This is a genomic window from Stieleria mannarensis, from assembly GCF_014154935.1.
GTDB lineage: Bacteria > Planctomycetota > Planctomycetia > Pirellulales > Pirellulaceae > Stieleria > Stieleria mannarensis.
The window spans coordinates 70,751-89,765 of record NZ_JACEHH010000038.1; the positions used below are offsets into that span (position 1 = coordinate 70,751).

At 58.3% G+C, this 19,015-nt stretch carries 16 protein-coding genes; 14 read left to right on the top strand and 2 right to left on the bottom strand.

All coding sequences use genetic code 11. The features are described from left to right. Positions 1 to 254: 254 nt before the first annotated feature. A complete protein-coding gene (locus H1B37_RS23075; protein ID WP_182869217.1) occupies positions 255 to 1,253 on the top strand; it encodes a nucleoside hydrolase in 999 nt (332 codons plus the stop codon). A 378-nt stretch (positions 1,254 to 1,631) separates the two neighbouring features. Here the strand turns inward: H1B37_RS23075 and H1B37_RS23080 are convergent, their stop codons facing one another. Then, positions 1,632 to 2,618: a 3-keto-disaccharide hydrolase gene (locus H1B37_RS23080; protein WP_182869219.1), complete on the bottom strand. Its 987-nt coding sequence runs from the start codon at positions 2,616 to 2,618 to the stop codon at positions 1,632 to 1,634. Between the two features lie 277 nt (positions 2,619 to 2,895). Here H1B37_RS23080 and H1B37_RS23085 point away from each other — a divergent pair, with 277 nt between their 5' ends. From H1B37_RS23085 to H1B37_RS23115, 7 genes are all read left to right on the top strand, one after another. After that, a complete protein-coding gene (locus tag H1B37_RS23085; RefSeq protein WP_182869221.1) occupies positions 2,896 to 3,423 on the top strand; it encodes a sigma factor in 528 nt (175 codons plus the stop codon). Further along, positions 3,420 to 4,811, top strand: a complete 1,392-nt coding sequence (locus H1B37_RS23090) for a FecR family protein (protein ID WP_182869222.1) — start codon at positions 3,420 to 3,422, stop codon at positions 4,809 to 4,811. The genes H1B37_RS23085 and H1B37_RS23090 overlap by 4 nt, the downstream gene beginning before the upstream one ends. 82 nt (positions 4,812 to 4,893) lie before the next feature. Further along, entirely contained in the window at positions 4,894 to 6,162 is a 1,269-nt protein-coding gene (locus H1B37_RS23095) for a DUF1552 domain-containing protein (protein ID WP_182869229.1), read from the top strand. 11 nt (positions 6,163 to 6,173) lie between these two features. After that, on the top strand, positions 6,174 to 8,660 hold the full coding sequence (locus H1B37_RS23100) for a DUF1588 domain-containing protein (protein ID WP_182869231.1): 2,487 nt from the start codon (positions 6,174 to 6,176) through the stop codon (positions 8,658 to 8,660). Positions 8,661 to 8,773: 113 nt separating this feature from the next. Next, positions 8,774 to 9,376, top strand: a complete 603-nt coding sequence (locus H1B37_RS23105) for an RNA polymerase sigma factor (protein WP_182869233.1) — start codon at positions 8,774 to 8,776, stop codon at positions 9,374 to 9,376. After that, on the top strand, positions 9,373 to 11,568 hold the full coding sequence (locus H1B37_RS23110; protein WP_182869235.1) for a serine/threonine-protein kinase: 2,196 nt from the start codon (positions 9,373 to 9,375) through the stop codon (positions 11,566 to 11,568). The genes H1B37_RS23105 and H1B37_RS23110 overlap by 4 nt, the downstream gene beginning before the upstream one ends. Positions 11,569 to 11,571: 3 nt before the next feature. Next, positions 11,572 to 13,011, top strand: a complete 1,440-nt coding sequence (locus tag H1B37_RS23115) for an SHD1 domain-containing protein (RefSeq protein ID WP_182869237.1) — start codon at positions 11,572 to 11,574, stop codon at positions 13,009 to 13,011. A 29-nt stretch (positions 13,012 to 13,040) separates the two neighbouring features. Here the strand turns inward: H1B37_RS23115 and H1B37_RS23120 are convergent, their stop codons facing one another. Beyond that, entirely contained in the window at positions 13,041 to 13,685 is a 645-nt protein-coding gene (locus H1B37_RS23120) for an SOUL family heme-binding protein (RefSeq protein ID WP_182869239.1), read from the bottom strand. Between the two features lie 257 nt (positions 13,686 to 13,942). Between H1B37_RS23120 and H1B37_RS23125 the strand changes: the two genes are divergently transcribed. The 6 genes from H1B37_RS23125 to H1B37_RS23150 all read left to right on the top strand — a co-directional run bounded on the left by H1B37_RS23125 (position 13,943) and on the right by H1B37_RS23150 (position 18,888). Then, entirely contained in the window at positions 13,943 to 14,413 is a 471-nt protein-coding gene (locus H1B37_RS23125) for a protein tyrosine phosphatase family protein (RefSeq protein WP_182869241.1), read from the top strand. 381 nt (positions 14,414 to 14,794) lie between these two features. Further along, complete coding sequence (locus H1B37_RS34520; RefSeq protein WP_353620903.1) at positions 14,795 to 15,475, top strand: rhodanese-like domain-containing protein; 681 nt, start codon at positions 14,795 to 14,797, stop codon at positions 15,473 to 15,475. A gap of 102 nt (positions 15,476 to 15,577) precedes the next feature. Continuing rightward, a complete protein-coding gene (locus tag H1B37_RS23135) occupies positions 15,578 to 16,027 on the top strand; it encodes a hypothetical protein (protein WP_182869243.1) in 450 nt (149 codons plus the stop codon). Between the two features lies 1 nt (position 16,028). Then, on the top strand, positions 16,029 to 16,481 hold the full coding sequence (locus H1B37_RS23140) for a MarR family winged helix-turn-helix transcriptional regulator (protein WP_182869245.1): 453 nt from the start codon (positions 16,029 to 16,031) through the stop codon (positions 16,479 to 16,481). 3 nt (positions 16,482 to 16,484) lie between these two features. Next, positions 16,485 to 17,882 carry an alkyl sulfatase dimerization domain-containing protein gene (locus H1B37_RS23145; protein ID WP_182869247.1) on the top strand — a complete coding sequence of 466 codons (1,398 nt, stop codon included), beginning with the start codon at positions 16,485 to 16,487 and terminating at the stop codon, positions 17,880 to 17,882. A 79-nt stretch (positions 17,883 to 17,961) separates the two neighbouring features. Further along, positions 17,962 to 18,888 carry a family 16 glycosylhydrolase gene (locus H1B37_RS23150; RefSeq protein ID WP_182869249.1) on the top strand — a complete coding sequence of 309 codons (927 nt, stop codon included), beginning with the start codon at positions 17,962 to 17,964 and terminating at the stop codon, positions 18,886 to 18,888. Positions 18,889 to 19,015: the final 127 nt, after the last annotated feature.

Consider the following 19,015-nt stretch of genomic DNA (forward strand, 5'->3'; position numbering starts at 1 on the left):
GAGCGAAGCCTGATCTGGCGCTAGCTCCGTGATCTTGCTGGTCGTCAATGACATCGCCGCACCCGATCGGCATCGTTGTTTGAACGGGCCAATGTTTCAACCAATCGATCGCGCCCGCCTGTCCGTCCACGCGGGCATTGTCGCTGATTTCCGAGGGGCAAACAATTCCCCATGGTCTCCGCGATCCAGGTAGGATAGAAGCGAGATCCGAGGACGCATCCACCGAGAAACACGACAACGAGAGAAACAATCGGATGATTCGAATCAACATTGGAATTGGCGTGGCGCTGCTCTGGGCGGCGATGGCAATCTGCGCCGCGGCCGAGGACGGCCAAAAAATCCGCCTGCTGATCGACTCGGACGCAAACAACGAGACGGATGATCAACACGCGATTGCCTATGCCTTACTGAGCAAAGACAGCTTCGAAGTGGAAGGGATCACGGTCAACCAAACCCACAACGGCGGCGACGTGGACGAACAGATGGCCGAAGCCGTGCGTGTCGTCGAACTCTGTGGCTTTCATCCACGATTGCCCATGCTGAAAGGGGCCAACGGTCGCTTTTCAGAAATCCTGCCGCACATTCACGACGACAACTATGACGGTAAAGAAGCGGTCGAATTCATTGTCGCCCAAGCCAAGAAACCGTCCGACCGTAAACTGGTGCTGTTGCCGATCGGAAAACTGACCAACATCGCCTTGGCGCTCGCCAAAGCCCCGTCGATCATTCCCAACGTCAAGATCGTCTGGCTGGGGTCCAACTATCCCGGCCCCGGCGAGTACAACATGACCGCGGATTTGACTTGTATCGACTACGTGCTGTCATTGCCGGTGGAATTTGAAATGGTGACGGTCCGCTACAACGATCCTTCGGGCAGCTGGGGCGTGAAGGCCTATCAGCAGGACATCTTTGACAAAATGCCCGGAAAGGGCCCGAAAGTCGACGCCGTGATCCAAGGGCGTCACGGAGGCACCTTCACGACCTTGGGCGACTATTCGGTCAACCTGTATCAGCATGCGTCCCAGCATGGTGATCCGCCGTTCCGATCGTTCTTTGACGCCACGGCGGTTGCGGTCCTGAAAGACCCCGGATTGGGCAAGGCCGTCGAAATCCCTCGCCCCGCGCTTCACGACCGTGGTTGGGTGGATCGCCCAAAGAATCCCGTCAAAATGGTGCTGTGGGAAGACTTTGACGGACCGGCCATCATGCAGGACTTTTTCAACGTGATCGACGCCGCGACACCCAAACGCTAGTGGTGCGTCACAGATTGCGAGTCAAGTAGTGGACGAGGCGACGAGTCCGTTCGAAATGTGCACCGCGAGGACTCCTCGCGTCGTCCACTCCCCCCTTTCCCGAGCGAGCGTCGCCGTGTTCTCCGAACTCGGCGGACAAAAGCGAAGCTTTACCCCGCGCCGACCTCGGAGAGGACGGCGACTGTCGGGCTAGTCTTTAATCACCTTGACCCCATAGAGGGCGACGGTGACGTGTCAGTCGACCATCATCAGCTCATCGGTTTTCCATAGCCCCCATTTTCCCAGTCGAGCGAGCGTCGCCGTGTTCTCCGAACTCGGCGGGCAAAAGCGAAGCTTTGCCCCCCCGCGCCGACCTCGGAGAGGACGGCGACTGTCCGGCTACTCACCGATCACCGGAGCCAGGTAGATGTCGCGGTACATCACGCTCGTGTGGTCGCCTTGCAGGTGAATCGGTCCGGGCTGTGTGGGGTCGGTGAACACCGCGCCGCCAGTCGGGCCGACGACGGGCTGGTTGTCGATGACCTTGACGCCGTTCAAAACGACGGTGACGTGGCGGTCGACCAGCGTCAGGTCATAGGTCTGCCACTGACCGCCTTCCTTGCCGGCGTTCACCGAGGGCGCGATTTGCCCAAAGATCGCGCCGACGCCCTGCTTGCCCTGCATCCGGCTGTCACGATCGACGACTTGGGCTTCGTACATGCCGCGCAAGTAAACGCCACTATTGAGAGCCTGGCCGATGTTGAATTCGATGTGCAGCCAAAAGTCTTCAAAGACCGCGTCGGTGCGTAGATTGGCGTAGGCCCCCGTAGCACTAAAATCGGTCTTCGGCGTCGTGTTGACCAGCAAGCCGTCTTGAACGCCCCAGCCCATGACCTTCTCCGGCTCGTGTGCCCGCCAACCCGTCAGGTCTTTCCCATTGAACAACCGGATCGGGTGCCCGAATCGGACCTTGGACAGATCGGGCGGCGTGGAGGGCACGGGTGGAATCTTCTTGCCGGTGAACTCGTCGCGACGAACCGTGCCGTCCTTTGCCGTGGAAATGATCACACCGTTCAATTTTTCATTCTCGACCCCGACGTCGACGGTTTTGACATCCGTCGCTTTCTTGTTCTGCCGCAACGTGAATGTCAAACGTCCGTCAACTACTTTGACGTCTTGATGTGGACCTTCCGGACCGACGTGCAATCGCAACAGGACCTCCGGTTTGTCACCGAGCTGTTTGACGCTCATCCAAGCGGGCGTCTGGGAGTCCAACTGAAGCGACCAGTCACCGACCAGCTGGTCGGCGGCTTGAGTGTTCGCCGGAGTGATCAAACACAGGACAACGAGGGCTGGAAGGACGCGGTGTATGATTGGTTGCATCATGGTGATGCTCTCCGTAGTAGTGCTCAGATGCTGCTGAACTGGACAGCGTCACTGGATACAAAATACATCGTGAATCGCCGTGTGAATGTCGCTACCTTCGCCAGAAGGTGGTTCTCCAGCGTTTTCCACGCTCTGGCGAGCGTAGCTACATCCAAAGGGACACTGTCCAATGAGCGAGTCATTTTGACAAAATCTGCCTCGGAAATTGATTTTTCTGAGGCAGATCTCCGAATTTCGGCGGCTAATACGTGACGCCCCGCCTTTTTAGCTGCCCACGATGCCGACCGAACTCGATTTCGTTTCCGAATATTCCCGCTGGGAGAATGAAGTGTACCGCTTCATTCTGTCCCTGGTGCCGCATCGCCCCGATGCGGATGAATTGATGCAGGAGACGGCGAAAACGCTGTGGACGAAGTACTTTCAGGCGGAGGAGCCGATTCGTTCGTTCAAAGCATGGGCTTGCCAGATCGCATTTTACGAAGTGCTGCGTTACCGAAAGTCCAAGGCTCGCGAGCGGTTGAATTTTTCCCAGGACGTGATCGAGCAATTGGCGAACGCCCGTCGGCAACACGACGACGCACTGACCGAGCGCCGCGTCGCCTTGCAGGCGTGCTTGCAAGAGTTGAAGTGGCCGGACATCGAATTGCTGCGCACTCGCTATGGCATCACTCCCGACGAAGTCTCCGCCGCGACGGACAGTCCGGCCGGCCAGCCGATCACCAATGCAATGAGCAAACGTTTGCAACGTGTGCGGCGAATGCTGGCACATTGTGTCGAAAAACGAATCGCCGGAGGGACGCTATGAGTGGTCCGAACGGATCCGAAACGATGCCGTTGTTCGAAGCGGTCCACGACCAGATCGCCTCGGACGAGGACGTCGCTGCGCTGGATGATTGGTTGCGGGACAATCCCGATGGCCAGCGGCAATACCTGGAATTTGTCGACATGCAGCATGAGATCGAAAGGCAGATTGCAGGTGTTTTCTCACGCGGGCCCGACTCGAGGACCGAAAACGCGACGTCGAAAGCCGCAGCGGACGGGTTTTTGTTTCCGATCCACTCGGTGCGTTGGAAGGTTTTTGCCATTGCCGCCTCGCTGTTGGCGGCTGTCGGCATTGGGTGGTGGGGAAACAGCCGACTGGACGACAAACCGATTGCGGCGATCGATTTGGATGCTTCACCGGTCAGCCGCGTCCTCGGCATCGTCACCGCGTCCGAGAATGGGCTGGCCTACTCGGGCCGGCGAAAGCTTGAATCCGGAAGCGCGTTGCGAAGCGGTCGGGTGGATCTTCAGTCGGGCAGCATGAAGATCCGGATGGAATCAGGCGTCGAGCTGTTCCTTGCCGGACCGTCCCAGATCGAGATGAATGATCCACTGCAAGTTCAATTGGTCTCGGGCACGGTGACCGCCGAGGTGCCCGATTCCGTCATCGGGTTTGCAGTGAAAGTCCCCGGTCTGAACGTTGTGGATCTGGGCACCTCGTTCGGTGTCAGCTTGCCAGCGAATGGCCAGGCAAAGGTTCACGTGTTTGACGGTGTGGTCGATGCGGAAGTTGAACGCAGCCAACAACGCGTCCGGCTGAAAGACCGACAGACCGTCCTGTTTGATGGAACCTCGGTGGCCGAATCCAGCTACGATCAAGATCTGTTCGTGCAGCCTGGAATGAATCGTGACGCCATCCCGACGACGACCGGCGACGTGCGGTTCCTGCACACCCCGCCGACTTCGGTTCGCGTCGGACAATTCGAACACGACCTCGTGCTCTGCTTCAAAGAACGCACGGAATCGACATTGCTGGAAACGGACTTGCCGGTCAGCCTGGATGCTCCGGGGCACTACCGGGTCAAACCCCGCTGGCAGAATTTTGGCGCGGTGCCCCGCGGCACTTTGGTCGACAGCTACTTCATCCATCTCGATGCGATCGGCCCTGAAAAACGAACCCGCGAAGGATCGATCACGTTCAACCGCCCGATCCTTGGCGTCGTGTTCTCTAGCAGTCTGCTCAAGGGCCAAAACGAAATCTTTGGTGATCCGAGAACCGCTTACGTCACCGATCGAACCAATCCCAAATCGGACCCCACGTTGGAAAACGAAACGATCACGCTTTCGGCGGATCGACGCACGATCCGATTCAGTTGGCGGATCCGTTCCCGCAGCGATCAAGTCCGTGTCTTCGTCGCCGCCGATCGTTAATCCCACCCCGTCCTGGCCGGAAGCATCCTGACGGCCAGCGAACCGCATTCCCCACGCCCTCCAATTGGAGACTCATTTCCCAATGTTTGACCGCAGATCAATCCTCCAAGCTTTCGGCGGAACACTGACCCTGCCGATGCTGGAATCGACGGCCTCCGCCGCATCCCCCGCGTCCGCCACAACACCAACGCGATTGTTGATCGTGGCGAATCCCTTCGGAGCCCACCCGGAACACTTCTTTCCCGCCGAGTTTGGAACGGACTTTCATTTCCCGAAAACGTTGAGTTCGCTCGAGTGGCTACGCGACCGGATCAGTATCCTTTCGCACACCGACCACAACATGAAGAGTGGTCACGGCCGCGAGATCGCCTTTCTAAGTGGCGTGTTGCCGGAAACAAGCGCGGCGTTTCCTGAGAAAAACATGTCGATCGACCAGATCGTCGCCCGGCACACCGGAACCCACACGCGTTTTGCTTCGGTCAATGCCTGTCTGGAACGCAGCATCCGACTCAGTTGGAACGCCAACGGTGTCGACATCAAACCGTTCACCGGCGCACAACGGATGTATGACCATCTGTTTTTGAACCTGACCGCACAACAGCGGCAACAGCGCCGGCAATTGTTACAGCAAAATCGCAGCATTCTGGACGCCGTGCGGGAACAGTTTTCCGGTGTCCGCAAGCGGGCATCGAAAAATGATCAGGCGCGACTGGATCTGTACGCGAATTCTTTGCGCGACCTGGAACAAAACCTGGTCGACCGCCAACAGTGGGTCGATCGCGACAAGCCCAAGTTTGATCTCTCGGGCTACTTTACCGGCAGCGACATCACGATCGACAACCGATACAACGCCGTGTTCGACATGGTCGCCTACGCGTTTCAAACCGATCTGACCCGCGTGGCGACGATCGGTTTCTCACCCGAGCTGTCCTACACCGATGTGATGGGCGTCACTCGCGGTTACCACGCCTGCACGCACAACGGCAAAAAGGAAGACACCGTTGCGGAACTGGTGGCGATCGAGTCGTTCCAAATCGCGCAACTGTCGCGATGTCTGAAAAAGCTGGATGAAATCCCCGAACCTCGTGCCGACGGCAGCATGCTGGATCACACCGTCGTCCTGTTCGGCAGCGGCATGGGATACGGCGGCACCCACTCCAACCGCAACCTGCCGGTTCTGGTCGCCGGTGGCGGTTTCAATCACTGCGGGCACGTCGACACCCGCGATGCCGGCGGTGACAACATGCCGTTGTGCAACCTGTTCTTAACCTTGCTCCGGCGGTTCGGCTTGGAATACGACCAATTCAACCAGAGCAGCGGTTCATTTGATTTCGCAACCGGAAAGGCCTAAGGAGATTCTTGATGATTCGTTTTATTTCCTGGCTGGTCCTTTGCATCGCCGCGTCGATTGCAACGCCTTGCAGCGCAGACCCGTTGTTGATCAAACAACATTGCTCCAAGTGCCACACCGGACCAGAGCCGAAAGGTGACTTCAGTTTCCACGACCTGCGCCGATCCGCCGATGCCGAAAACGTCGACCTCTGGGTCAGTAGCCTGGAACGCGTGGAAGCCGGCGAAATGCCGCCGGCCAAGCACAATCGCATGACCGCAGAGGAAAAAGCGGCGCTGAACGCATTCCTGCGAAAACAGATCACACGGTATGAACAACAGTCACAGCGACCGAACCAATCACCACCCCGTCGGCTGAACAACCGCGAGTTCGAAAACAGTCTCCGCGACGCGCTGTTGATCGAGCACGTCGGGACCCATGACCCGCTGGCCAACTTGCTGGGCGACACGCTGCACGACGGCTTTGACACCCACGGCGAAACACTCGGGATGAGCGAGTTTCATCTCGACCAGTACATCACCGCCGTGCGGCGGGTGCTGGACAATGTGATCTTCAGCGGGAACCGACCGACACCAAATCGCTACCACAACGGCCCGAAACGACTGCAAGCGGTCGACACCTCGAATCGTGCTCGCGCCGATCGAACCAGCCGCAGCGACGATGGGGTCGAAATCCACGGCACGCGACAACGCATTTATTGCAAAAACTTCGTCAACGCCCCGCACTCAGGAAACTATCGAATCACCGTCCGCGCGAAAACGCTCGATCGACACGTGTACTCGCAAGACCAAACCGGCATCCACGACGAGGATCCGCTGACGTTGCGCATGCATCTCGGCAACCGCAACATTGATTTCAACTTGCAAGAAGGCGACCTACAAGAATTCAAATCCGACGTCTGGTTGGCCGAAGGAACGCCCCTGGAGTTTTCGCACCACACCGATGGTTTGCGAATGATCGGAAACGGAAACTTCAAATTCCAGTACCGCATCGCTCACGATTACCTCAAGGAAGCCGACCCGCAACTGTACCAGCGCGTCGTCACCGAGGAGGTTCCCAAGGCGGCGACCCGGCGCGACAAACCGTCTCATTGGGTTCACTGGGTACCGTACTGGCAGGGCCCACGACCGTTGATCGCCAGCGTCACGATCGAAGGTCCGCTCTATGACTCCTGGCCGCCGCAGCGTCACGTCGCGCTGCTCGGCGCCGATCCGGACGTGAAGGACGCCGCGAAGCTCCTCGCCCCGATCGCCGAGCGGGCTTGGCGTCGCGGCGTCACGGAAGCGGAATTGGCACCGATCGTGGCGTTGGTGCAATCACAGCAGCAGTCATTGGGCGATGTCGGCGCGTTGAAGGAAGGCATCGTCGCCGTCTTGGCCTCGCCGTCGTTCCTGATGCTCCATCCCGAGCAATCGGATCGCCACGATCGGTTCGCAACAAAACTCAGCTACCTGCTCGGTAGCACGACTCCCGATCGAACGCTCATCGACAAAACCCGCAACGGCCGGCTGGATTCCTTTGACGCCGTGCTCGAGGAGTTGCAACGACGAATCGAAACCCGCCAGGCCGACGAGTTTCTTCGCGAGTTCCCTTACGCATGGCTGCAATTGGACCGCATCAACTTTATGGCTCCCGACGTGGATCGCTATCCGCTTTATGAAAAGAAAGCCATCAGCGAGGACATGGTCCGCGAAGTGCTCACCTTCTTTCGTCATGCCGTCGATCACAACCGACCGCTGCCGGAACTGCTGACCGCCGACTACTCCTTCGTCAACGCCGACCTTGCCAAAGTCTACGAACTGGAAAACGTCCCCAGCGATTCGGTCCATCGCAAGTATGTGTTTGACGATGGGCGTCGCGGAGGATTTCTCGGCATGGGGGCGTTTTTGACACTCACCGCGGACACCTTGAACACCTCACCGATCCACCGCGCGATCTATGTGATGGAAAACTTCATGGGGATTCATCCCGCCCCACCGCCGGCCGATGTCGAGATCAAGGAGCCGGACATTCGGTCGGCGACGACGATTCGAGAAGTCCTGCAGGCGCACCAGAGCGATGCCACCTGCGCGGCGTGCCACCAGAACATCGACCCGTTCGGCTATGCCTTTGAAAACTTCGATCCGATCGGAGCCTGGCGTGACGAGTATATCGATGTGTCTGGGCCGGCCGATCCGTCCGGTCCATCGGGTAAACGCAATCAGTCGTTTTCGACGATCCCGATCGACGCGTCGGCGACCTTTCTGAGCGGTGCCGAGTACCAGGACATCACGGAGTTCCGCGAGCTGATGAACAGCGACGTCAACCAAAAGCGTTTCGTCCGCTGTTTTGTCACCAAGCTGCTGACGTACGCCAACGGCATCGAACCGGAAAACTTCACCGAGATTGAAGCCATCGTCCGGCAATCCGCAGACCACGACTACCGCATCGTCGACACGATCGCGGCAGTGGTGGACAGCCCGTTGTTCAGGGAAACGAACGCCCGCGGTTCAGATTAAACAGCTGCCCCGTTCGAGACAAAACGCCCGCGATTCTTGGGATTTTTTTCCCGACGCGTGTCAGAATTTCGGTGATGCTGGATTAGATATAGTGGACTGTTTTGGAGCCCACGATGACTGATTTTCCAGAAACCCGAGAAAGCCTGATCCGTCGAGTCAAAGAAGACGCGGGCGACCGGTGCGCCTGGGAAGAGTTTTCGAGCATGTATCGCCCCGTCATCTATCGCGCGGCGAAATCCCGAGGGATGCAGGACGCCGACGCGCAGGACCTGGCACAACAGGTGCTTTTGGCTGTTTCATCGGCCATCGGTCGCTGGGAAAAACAATGCGCCGAGACGAGATTTCGCCACTGGCTGAGCCGGATCACACGAAACGCGGTGGTCAAATTCATGACCCGCGGGCCTCGCGATGTAGCCGTCGGAGGCACCGGAATGCTGGACTGGCTGGAGGAATGTCCCGATCCGGATTCTGAAACGGCCCAACGGTTCGATCTGGAATACCGACGGCAACTCTATCTCACGGCGTCCGAACAGGTACGAAACAAGATTCAGCCTCAATCCTGGCGGATCTTCCAGATGACCGTCTTGGACGGGGACTCGATCGAGGATGCGGCTCGCCAGATGGATCGTACCATCGGGAGCGTCTACGCCGTTCGCAGTCGCGTCATGCGTCAGCTGCGTGAAGCGGTAGCGCGTTTGGAGGCCGACCAATCATGAGTCCACATTTTGATGTTTGCGGCTCGAATCGGATCGAGGCCTATCTTCAGGGTCGATTGAGTGCGGTAGAAGAATCCGCGTTTGAATCACACTTGGAGAACTGTTCCTGGTGTCGCCAACGTCTGGAAGAATGTGCGGCAGCTCCTTCGTGTTGGCACGAAGCCCACGACCTGCTCGCCGAGTCGTCATGGCGGGATCACTCGCAACCGATTCGCAATGTGCTGGAAACACTGGCTCCGACGGATCAGCCCGACATGCTCGGCCGACTGGGCACTTACGAAATCAGCGGCGTGGTCGGATACGGCGGCATGGGAGTGGTCCTGAAAGGGTTCGATCCGTCACTGAAACGCGTGGTGGCCATCAAGGTTCTGGCACCCCATTTGGCGACCAGCGGTGCGTCGCGTCAACGGTTCGCCCGCGAGTGCCAGGCTGCCGCCGCTGTGACTCATGACAACATCATCGAAATCTACGGTGTTGCTGAAGCCGATGGACTACCGTATTTGGTGATGCCCTACGTACGCGGCCCATCGCTGCAATCGCGCATCGACCGTCAGGGCGCGTTACCGGTGGAAGAAATACTGCGAATCGGACACCAAATCGCGGCGGGATTGGCCGCCGCTCACGCGCAAGGTTTGGTGCATCGCGACATCAAGCCGGCAAACATCCTGCTTAGCGATGGGACCGACCGATTGGTCATCACCGATTTCGGATTGGCGCGGGCTGTCGATGACGCTTCGGTGACCAAGACGGGAGTGATTGCGGGAACTCCGCAATACATGTCGCCGGAACAGGCACGGGGCGAATTGATCGAACAGCGGTCGGATTTGTTCAGTTTGGGGAGCGTCCTTTACACGCTCTGCACGGGCCGCCCACCATTTCGCGCAAACACCACCTATGGGGTCCTGCAACAAATCTCCGACCAGACCCCTCGTCAAATTCGTGAATTGAATCCCGCCATTCCCGAATGGCTGTGCCAGATCATTCGTCAACTGCACCGCAAATGCCCGAACGATCGATACGAATCGGCAGATCAAGTTGCTCGTCGACTGGAGCAGTGTTTGGCCCATGTGCAACAGCCCCACGTTCACCTGCTGCCCGAATCAAACCCACATTCACGTCATTCGGCCTCGTGGTCGCCAAGATCCGGATGGCTGGGAGCGATCGCCGTATTCGTCGCCCTCGGTTCAATCGGTGTGACGAGGTGGCGCCTGCCGCGGACACAAACCATCCCGACTGATCCAGCTCCCTCCGCAACGTTGGCTCAAACGGATACCTCGGACCGGCTGTGCTATCAGATGCAACCCGGGCAGGAGTATGCTTTCTTGCTTACGCTTTGCTCGCAGCTTTCCGACGTCGACACCCAGATCGATGGCCTGGTCGTTACGAAAGTTCTTGCGACCGATAGCGTTGGATATCATTTGCGTATCCGCAGCGATCTTCAACTGATTGAAACGCTCGATCAGCCCACCGATGGAATCGTCCCTGACATCGGGCTACTTCACCACGGAAATCACTATCGACGCTGGAACGGCAGTCGAACCGGACACGCCGTTCTCAGCAGGACCGGCGAACTGATCTCCCAGCAAGGCAACCTGGAATTGCCATTCGCATTGGCATCGCTCCCTGAATTGGTCTTGCCGGCATTGCCGTTCGACGTGAAAGACGTTTCGCCGGTCACCGCAGACGGAGTACGCGTCGATCCAAAGCGACCGAAGGATGAAGTCCATCATGATCGTTCAACCGTCCACTTCGTGTCAGGTGATGCCGAAGTCGACTTCGACTTGGAAGCCGGAATGGTTGATTCGGTACGACTTGATCGCACCATCACCTTGGTTTCAGGCAATGCACAGCGGCGGGTTCCGATTCATGCCGAAGTGATTCGCATGACGGCGGACGAGCGGCAAGCTTGGGTGGACGGTCGCGGTGAAGCAGGAACCCCAGATTCCTACCGGGCGGTCCCGCTGACGCCGGATCAGGAGGCTGGTCTGTTGACCGACCTGCAAAACGAACACCGACTATTGTATTGGCTGCACGACTTGAATCGCCGTCCCGTCGCCAGTTTCTCACGCGATGTGGCCGATGCGATTGCCGTACTAAGTCGTCACCCCAACGCTTCATTCCGCACCATCGCCCAGCGTCTGGTCGACAAGATGTCTCCCGAACAACTCAACCCGTTTCGACAAGTGGAGTAATACATGACGCTCACAACAATTCGTTTGCTTTTGATCGGTGGCATTGCGTTTGTGTTCGGCGCAAACGCGAAAGCCGAACCGTTGCGGTACCGAATTGCCCCCGACGAGGTGGTTGCTTACACGGTGACGATCACCGCCGACACACCTGCGTCGGTCGATACCATGAAAGGGATCATCGCCTTTTCCGGAAAACGCATCGAAGGCGAGACGATGACGGTCGAGTACAGCGGTGGACTGAGCAAGGCGGTCAAAACCAAGTCCTCCGGTGGCGGTCCGCGGAGAGGCGGATTCGGTCCGCGCCGGGGCGGCCCACCGATCCCGCGTGGCCCCTTCGATCGCCCCGATTTCCGCGGGCTCACCCAATCCACCAGCACCCTGGTCTTGACCACCACCGGCGGCGTCGAAAGCATGCGCGGTGATTCACAATTGCCGTTCCTGTTGGGCAACCTGTCATTGTTGCCTTTCGATGCACTGCCCGGACAAGAGACCAAACAATGGCAGGATGGTAGCGGTCTGACCATCACCTCACGTTCTTCAAACAACTCTCGCTTCGGACCGAGATTCGGACCCTTCGCCAACGACAATGACGAATCGGTCAAGACCGGCGGCGGTGAAACAGCCAGCTACCAGATTCAACGCGAGGACGGCGACTTGGTGACGATCGGTAAATCTTATTCCCTCGCCTCACCCGCGGCCAACAGTAAGGAAACCGGGTTTGAGATGACTGGAAACGGCACGTGGGTCTTCCATCGCGAACTCGGTGTCACCGAATCGATGGATTTCAAGGCCGATCTCGCCATCCAATCCGAGAACACCGAGGTGAAGATCCCCGTGACGGTGGCGTTCGAGCGGATGCCCGAAGAGGAGTATGCCGCCCACGTCAAGGCGCGTCAGGACCGCATCGCCGAGTTGCAAAAACAGTCGGCCGAACGACGAGCCAGACAGGCGGCTGCCGCCAAAGAACGAGAGGGGAAGCCATTAACAGAGCAAGTCAAACGCGAAGTGATGGCCGATTTGAACTCGTCACAATGGCCGACCATTGCCAACCGTTTGCGGCGGATGAAAGGCTACAAGCCGCACCCGGATGATTTTGACATCGCGATGCGGGTCAAAGAGTTGCAATCGCACAAGGTGATCGGGGTGAGCATGGCAGCCAAGAACCTTTGGAAGGGGATCGAGCCGGTGATTGATAGTGCCAACCAACCGGCCTCCCCGACCGATACGAGCAATCCGTTCGCTACGTCAGAGGAAAAGATGGAGGACGCTCGCGGGATGCGTCAATGGAGCGATAACACAGGTTCCTTCCAAATCGAAGCTCAGTTTGTTCACGTTGATGGTGCAACCGTCGTGCTGAAGAGGGCCGATGGAAAGGAGCTGCGAGTCCCGATCGCCCGATTGAGCACCGCAGATCAAGCGGTCGTCAAATCACTTGCGTCAGAGTAGAGCACGCGTTTTTCGCGGTGCGCTTGATTTCACCCGTCCTTGTTCGTTTCGCTGACGGGTGCAGCCTGTGAGTTCTCGGCATCCGTCAAGCGAATCAGGACTTCGTTGCGACGCAGCGGGCCGGGGGTGAAGGGCGGGTCGTAGCCGGCCGCCTCCGCTTTTTCCGCGCCGCTCAGCCCTCTTGATTCCATCCACTCCCGCAGCTTGGCTTCTTGCTGCTTGGCCAGTTGCGAGTCGAGCCGACCGGGAAAGCGGATCACGGCGAAACGCCCGCCCTCACGTTTGCGAATCTTGACACCTTCGCCCTCGGGTTCCGGCACGCCCTGGGCGGCGACTTCCCTGGGCATCACAAACCCCATCGAAACGTCCGACTTGCCGATCTCGCCTTCCATGAACACGGGCGTCGTCATCGCGATTTTCTGGTCATCCTGATTCGCCCCGCTGATGTAGCGAAACAACCGCATGAAGCTGCCGTCACGGCCCTGGGAGCCCATCTTTGAATCGGTCGCCGCGAGCATCAGATCCGGATACTGGCGAATCTCGATGTTGCCGTCCGATTCAATCACCTCGTATTCCGCCGACTCGTAGCCGGCCCGTGCCGTCATCGTCCAGGCCACCATCGCGACCCCGACAATCCCCAGCGTCGCTGCAACATAGATCGTTTGTCGTTTCATCGTCGTATTTTCCTTGTCGTTGTCAAAGCGCAATTGCTGTATCAGCGTAGCGGTCGGTCAAGCAGCGATCGTGGCTAGCGGGCAATCAGCCTGACCGCTTTTTGACCAGACCCCCGCAACAAACACGCGGCCCGGGTTCCGCCAAGCGGCGAAGAATCCATGAAGGCACGGGTTTTGCAACTTGTCCGCGTCGAGTTCGCAGCCGGTGATTGAGACGCCGCCGCAGTTTCGTGTCGTCAGAAGTAAAGGAGCATCACATGCCACAGCAATCAACATCCGACCAACGCATGAAAATCAACGAGAACATCACTGTCGGTCCACAGCCCAGTGAAACCGAGATTGCCGAACTGTTCGGCGAGGGTTTCAAATCGGTGATCAACTTCCGCACCGACGGCGAGAGTGAGCAACCGCTCTCACCCGAGCAGGAACGCCGTCACGTCGAAGCCGCCGGTCTGATCTACTCGCACATCCCGGTCTCGATGGACTCCATGGACCAGAGCAAGGTGGATGACTTTCGCGAGCAGCTGAAATCATTGCCCACCCCGATCTTCGCCCACTGTAAATCCGGAAAACGTGCCGGTGCGATGGTGATGATGGACGTGGCCGTCAAGCAAGGCATGAGCGGTGAGCAGACGATTCGAAAGGCCGAGGAAATGGGCTTTGAATGCGACTCGCCCGAGCTGGAGCAATTCGTCAAGTCATACGTTGACGAACATTCAAATTCCTAAAACGAAATTGGCAAAATTAAGGACAGGGCGATGACAATGGTCTTTGAAACCGTGCAAACGGAGGGGATCGCCCAACTCTCTTACCTGATGGGAGACGACCAGTCGGGAACCGCCGCGGTGATCGACCCGCGGCCCCAATGTCGAGGTTTACCTTCGCTTGGCGCGAGAAAAAGGAGTCGCCGTCACACACATCTTCGAGACGCATCTCCACGCGGACTTCATGAGCGGTGCGCGCGAACTGGCCGCACAGCTGGGAAATGCGAAAATCTGCTTTAGCGGTGAACGCGACGCAACGTACGATTTCCGGTGCGACAAAATCGGCGAGGGCAGCCGCTTCGAATTCGGTACCGTGGTCTTGACCGCGCGACACACACCCGACAAATGCTTGCCTTCGGCGGCGGACACATTCCCGGTGCGATGCACATCGGTGATCGCCCCGAGTTGTCTGTCTGGGCGGGCGACATGCTGGACTACGACAAACCGATCCTGCTGGTCGTGGAAGACGAGGCACAACTGGATTCCATCGCCTGGCTGTTTGCCAACGTCGGCCTGACCGACTTTGCCGGATACCTTGCCGGCGGAATGAAAGCCTGGGAGAACTCCGGGTTGCCGCTCGAGCGACTGCCCCAGTTGCCCGTGCAAGAACTCGCCCAGCGGCGTCAGGAGTTTCAAGTGCTGGACGTCCGCGCGCCCGACGAATTCGAAAAGAATCACATCGCGGGTGCGAAACACAAATACGTCGCGGAGATGCGCAACGGCGTCAACGGTGAACTCGGGATCGATCCCGCCAAGCCGGTCGCGCAACTCGTCGACCTGTTGCACGTCGAACCGGAGTTTTCGGTCGACGAAGCATCGGTCCTCGCCACCAGCGACGGCAAACGATTTCGATTGCCCCAAGGGGACGCCGCCTACGCCCACGGGTCCCGAACCAGCCTCGTGACATTTTGGCTGACCGCCCGGTACCTGAGAAACAGCGTTGGAATTGGCTCATGCGAACGTTTTTTCTACGCGAACGTTGACACCCCGGCGGATACCTGTACCATACAGCTATCAAACAAGTGAGATTCGAGAAGGTGGGCTCCACTTGGCAAGCCCGCCGTCCCGTCGTGTTCACTCAAACGTCAATCAGGTGCAATGCTTCCAGGTGCAATGCTTCCAGGTGCAATGTCTCCAGTAGAAAAACGCAGCGTCCGACTTCCGCGTTTGGCGTTGGTGATTCGTCTTCTCTTCGCACTGTTCCTGTTTGGAACGGGGATCATGACGATGAACTTTGCCATCAACGGCTACCCGGCTGGCGACCCGCCGGATGAAGTCGGGCAGTTCATGATCGCGCTGCGGAAGACGGGTTATCTGATTTTTTGGGTCGGCTTTTTCAAGACGGTCACCGGTGGTTTGATGTTCTTCCGCCGGACTGCTCCGCTGGCGATCCTGATGTCGCTGCCCTATGCATTCAACATTCTTCTATACGTGACGTTTTTTGCGCACAAATACCTGATCATCGGCCTGCCGGATTTTGCCGCATGTGCCTTCCTGATTTACTGCCACTTTGATTGGTACCGTCCGATCTTTCCCGGCCCCACGGCGGATTCGATTCAAGATTCACAGGGCGATTGACATGCAATTCGGTTCGGAGTCCTCGCCTGGGTTTGCAATCGGGCGTGTCGCTTATCTGATTCGCACCGGGATGTCGGCGGTTTTGAAGACGGCCGGCTGGCCGTTCTCACCCGAAGAAACCCAGACGCTGATCTCGTTGCTGGATGCCGGACGGCCATTGAGCATGAAGGAGTTGGCGGCGTTGATGATTCGCGACCCGACGACCGTCAAGCGGCAGTTGGATCGGCTGGTTGAACATCAATTCGTCCAGCGGAACGCATCCAGCGAAGACGCTCGGATTGTGATGATCAGTTTAACTCGTCGAGGTGAGCTGAAGCTGCAAAAAGTCCTCCCCTTGCTCGACGAACTTCGCGAAGTCGCGTTGCAGGGGATCTCAAAGTCGCAGCTGGACGCGACGCAAGATGTTTTGCGGGAGATGCAGAATAACTTATCGAACCACCTCTCAAAGGATTAAGCCATGAACAAGTCCCTCGTTTCTCTCTTCACCGCGCGTTCCTGTATCGTCGGTCTGATGTCCATTTTCGCGTTGACTGCGGGAGTTGCCCGTGGGCAGACGCAAGTCGAACCCGACACCGCCCTGCGGATGCTCAATGCACAGCAACAACAATTCCAGCGCGGCGTCGTCAAAGTCTCGGACAATGTTTTTACCGCGGTCGGATTTCACGGCGCGAACACTTCGATGATCGTCGGCACCGATGGCGTGATCATCGTTGACACGCTGTTCGGTCCGGCCAGTGCTTCGAATGCGGCCGAGGCGTTTCGGCAACACAGCGACAAACCGGTCAAGGCGATCATCTATACCCACAGCCATGGCGATCACACGGGTGGAGCCGGCGCGTTTGTGAGCGATGAACGCCCCGACATCTATGCGACAGAAACGTTTGGTTCCGCCGAAGGTGTCAACAAGGCGGTGAATCCGGTCAAGCAAAAACGAAACGTGCGCCAGTTCGGTCGAAAGCTCTCTGCGGCCGAAAGCACCAACCGCGGCGTTGCACCGGCCGGCACCATCGATCGCGACCGCGGTGAAGGTTTTCTTCCGCCAACCATCACGGTCCCCAGCGGCGGGCTGAAAACGACGATCGCAGGCGTCGAACTGGAGTTCCACCTCGCCCCCGGCGAAACCGACGACGCGTTGTTCGTCTGGCTGCCAAAGGAGAAAATCCTGTTTGCGGGCGACAATTTCTACAACTCCTTTCCGAACTTGTATGCGATTCGTGGCACCGCCTATCGTGACGTGCTGAATTGGTCTGAAACCGTTGCGAAGATGGCCGCGCTAAAACCACACGCCGTGGTTCCCGGCCATACGATGCCCATCCGCGGCCGACAAGCCGCCACCACCGCGTTGGAAGATTACAGCGAAGCGATTCGCAGTGTGTACGACCAAACCGTTCGCGGGATCAACGCCGGAAAAGGCCCCGACCAACTCGCCCACGAAGTCAAACTGCCAGAGCATTTGAAAGACAAGCCCTATTTGATCCAGTTCTATGGCACCGTTCCGCATGCGGTCCGAGCCATCTACAGTGGCTTGCTCGGTTGGTACGACGGCAATCCGACGACCTTGAATCCGCTTGAGCCCCGGACGAAAGCAAAAAAGATGGCCGAATTGGCCGGCGGGACGCAAGCCCTGACCGCACAGATGGAAGCCGCCTTAGCAAAACAGGATTACCAATGGGCGCTGGAGCTGGCTGATCACGCCAAATGGTTGGCCGATGCCGACAGGGAACTCGCCCGGAAAGTTAAGATTGCAGCGCTACGGGGACTGGCGGCTCGTGAGTACAATGCGCCTGACCGCAACTACTACCTCAGCTACGCCAACGAACTCGAAACCGGCCAGCTGAGCGAACTGTGGTTCTAATAGTGTAGAACCGCTGTCTCAGCTGTTCCCCACCAGCCGTCCCGGCTGGCCCCTTGCCCTGCACGAGGTGCAGCACTCCATGTTCAAGCAAGCACTCTTCGTTTCCATCACGCTGACAATCTCCTTAGCCGACAACAGCCGAGCTCAATTATTCGCACAGACCGCCAAGAACAGCGTCCCACTGTCTGCCACCGACACGGACCAATGGAAGATACGCTGGGACCGGTCGGATGACTTCAACGGCGATTCCGTTGACTGGCAGAAGTGGAACAAGTCGCCTGAAAACTTCGGCGCCTGGGTCTGGGACAACGAAAACAACGTCGCCGTCTCGGGCGGCGTTCTTCAAATCACAATGCGGCGGCTGCCAACTCCGGTCGCCAAAGGCCGCAGGCCCCCGACGCCTTACGCGTCCGGCATGTTGAAGTCTCACGTCACGGGAACCTACGGCTACTACGAGGCCAGGCTCAAGGGGGCACCGTTGTTTCCGGGCGTGTGCCCGTCGTTTTGGCTGTACAGCAAAATCGATGATTCGATCGTCACCGCCGGCGAGACTCGGTACAGTGAAGTCGACATCGTCGAACTGACGCAACGCGGCGATCGCGTGGAAGGCAACGAGCGGATCGCGGACTGCAACTTGCATGCGATCCTTTCTAACGGTAAACCGGGACTGCCGGGGCGGGAGTGGCATCGGCCCAACGACGAACGTTTCAAGGCCGAACAAGCCAACGAGCTGCGGCTTGCCTTTGACCCCCGCGACGACTTTCACACGTATGGATGCGAAATCACGCCGGAGACGATTACCTGGTACATCGACGGCAAACCGATCGGTCAAAAACAGAACCGCTACTGGCACCGCGAAATGAACGTCGCCCTTTCACTCGGTCTCCGCCCGCCCTATTCAACCTACACCGTCAAAGGCTTTGTGCCCTCGGACATCGAAGCCAACGATGCATTCCCGACGACCATGGAAGTCGATTACGTCCGTGTGTGGGATCGAGTGAAATAGCCAGTGCAAAACCGCTGTCCCAGCTGTTCTCCCTGGCAGCGCAGCGGACAGAGGACGGGCCGCCGCCAGTGTAGAACCGCTGTCTCAGCTGTTCTCCCCTGGCAGCGCAGCGGACAGAGGACGGGGT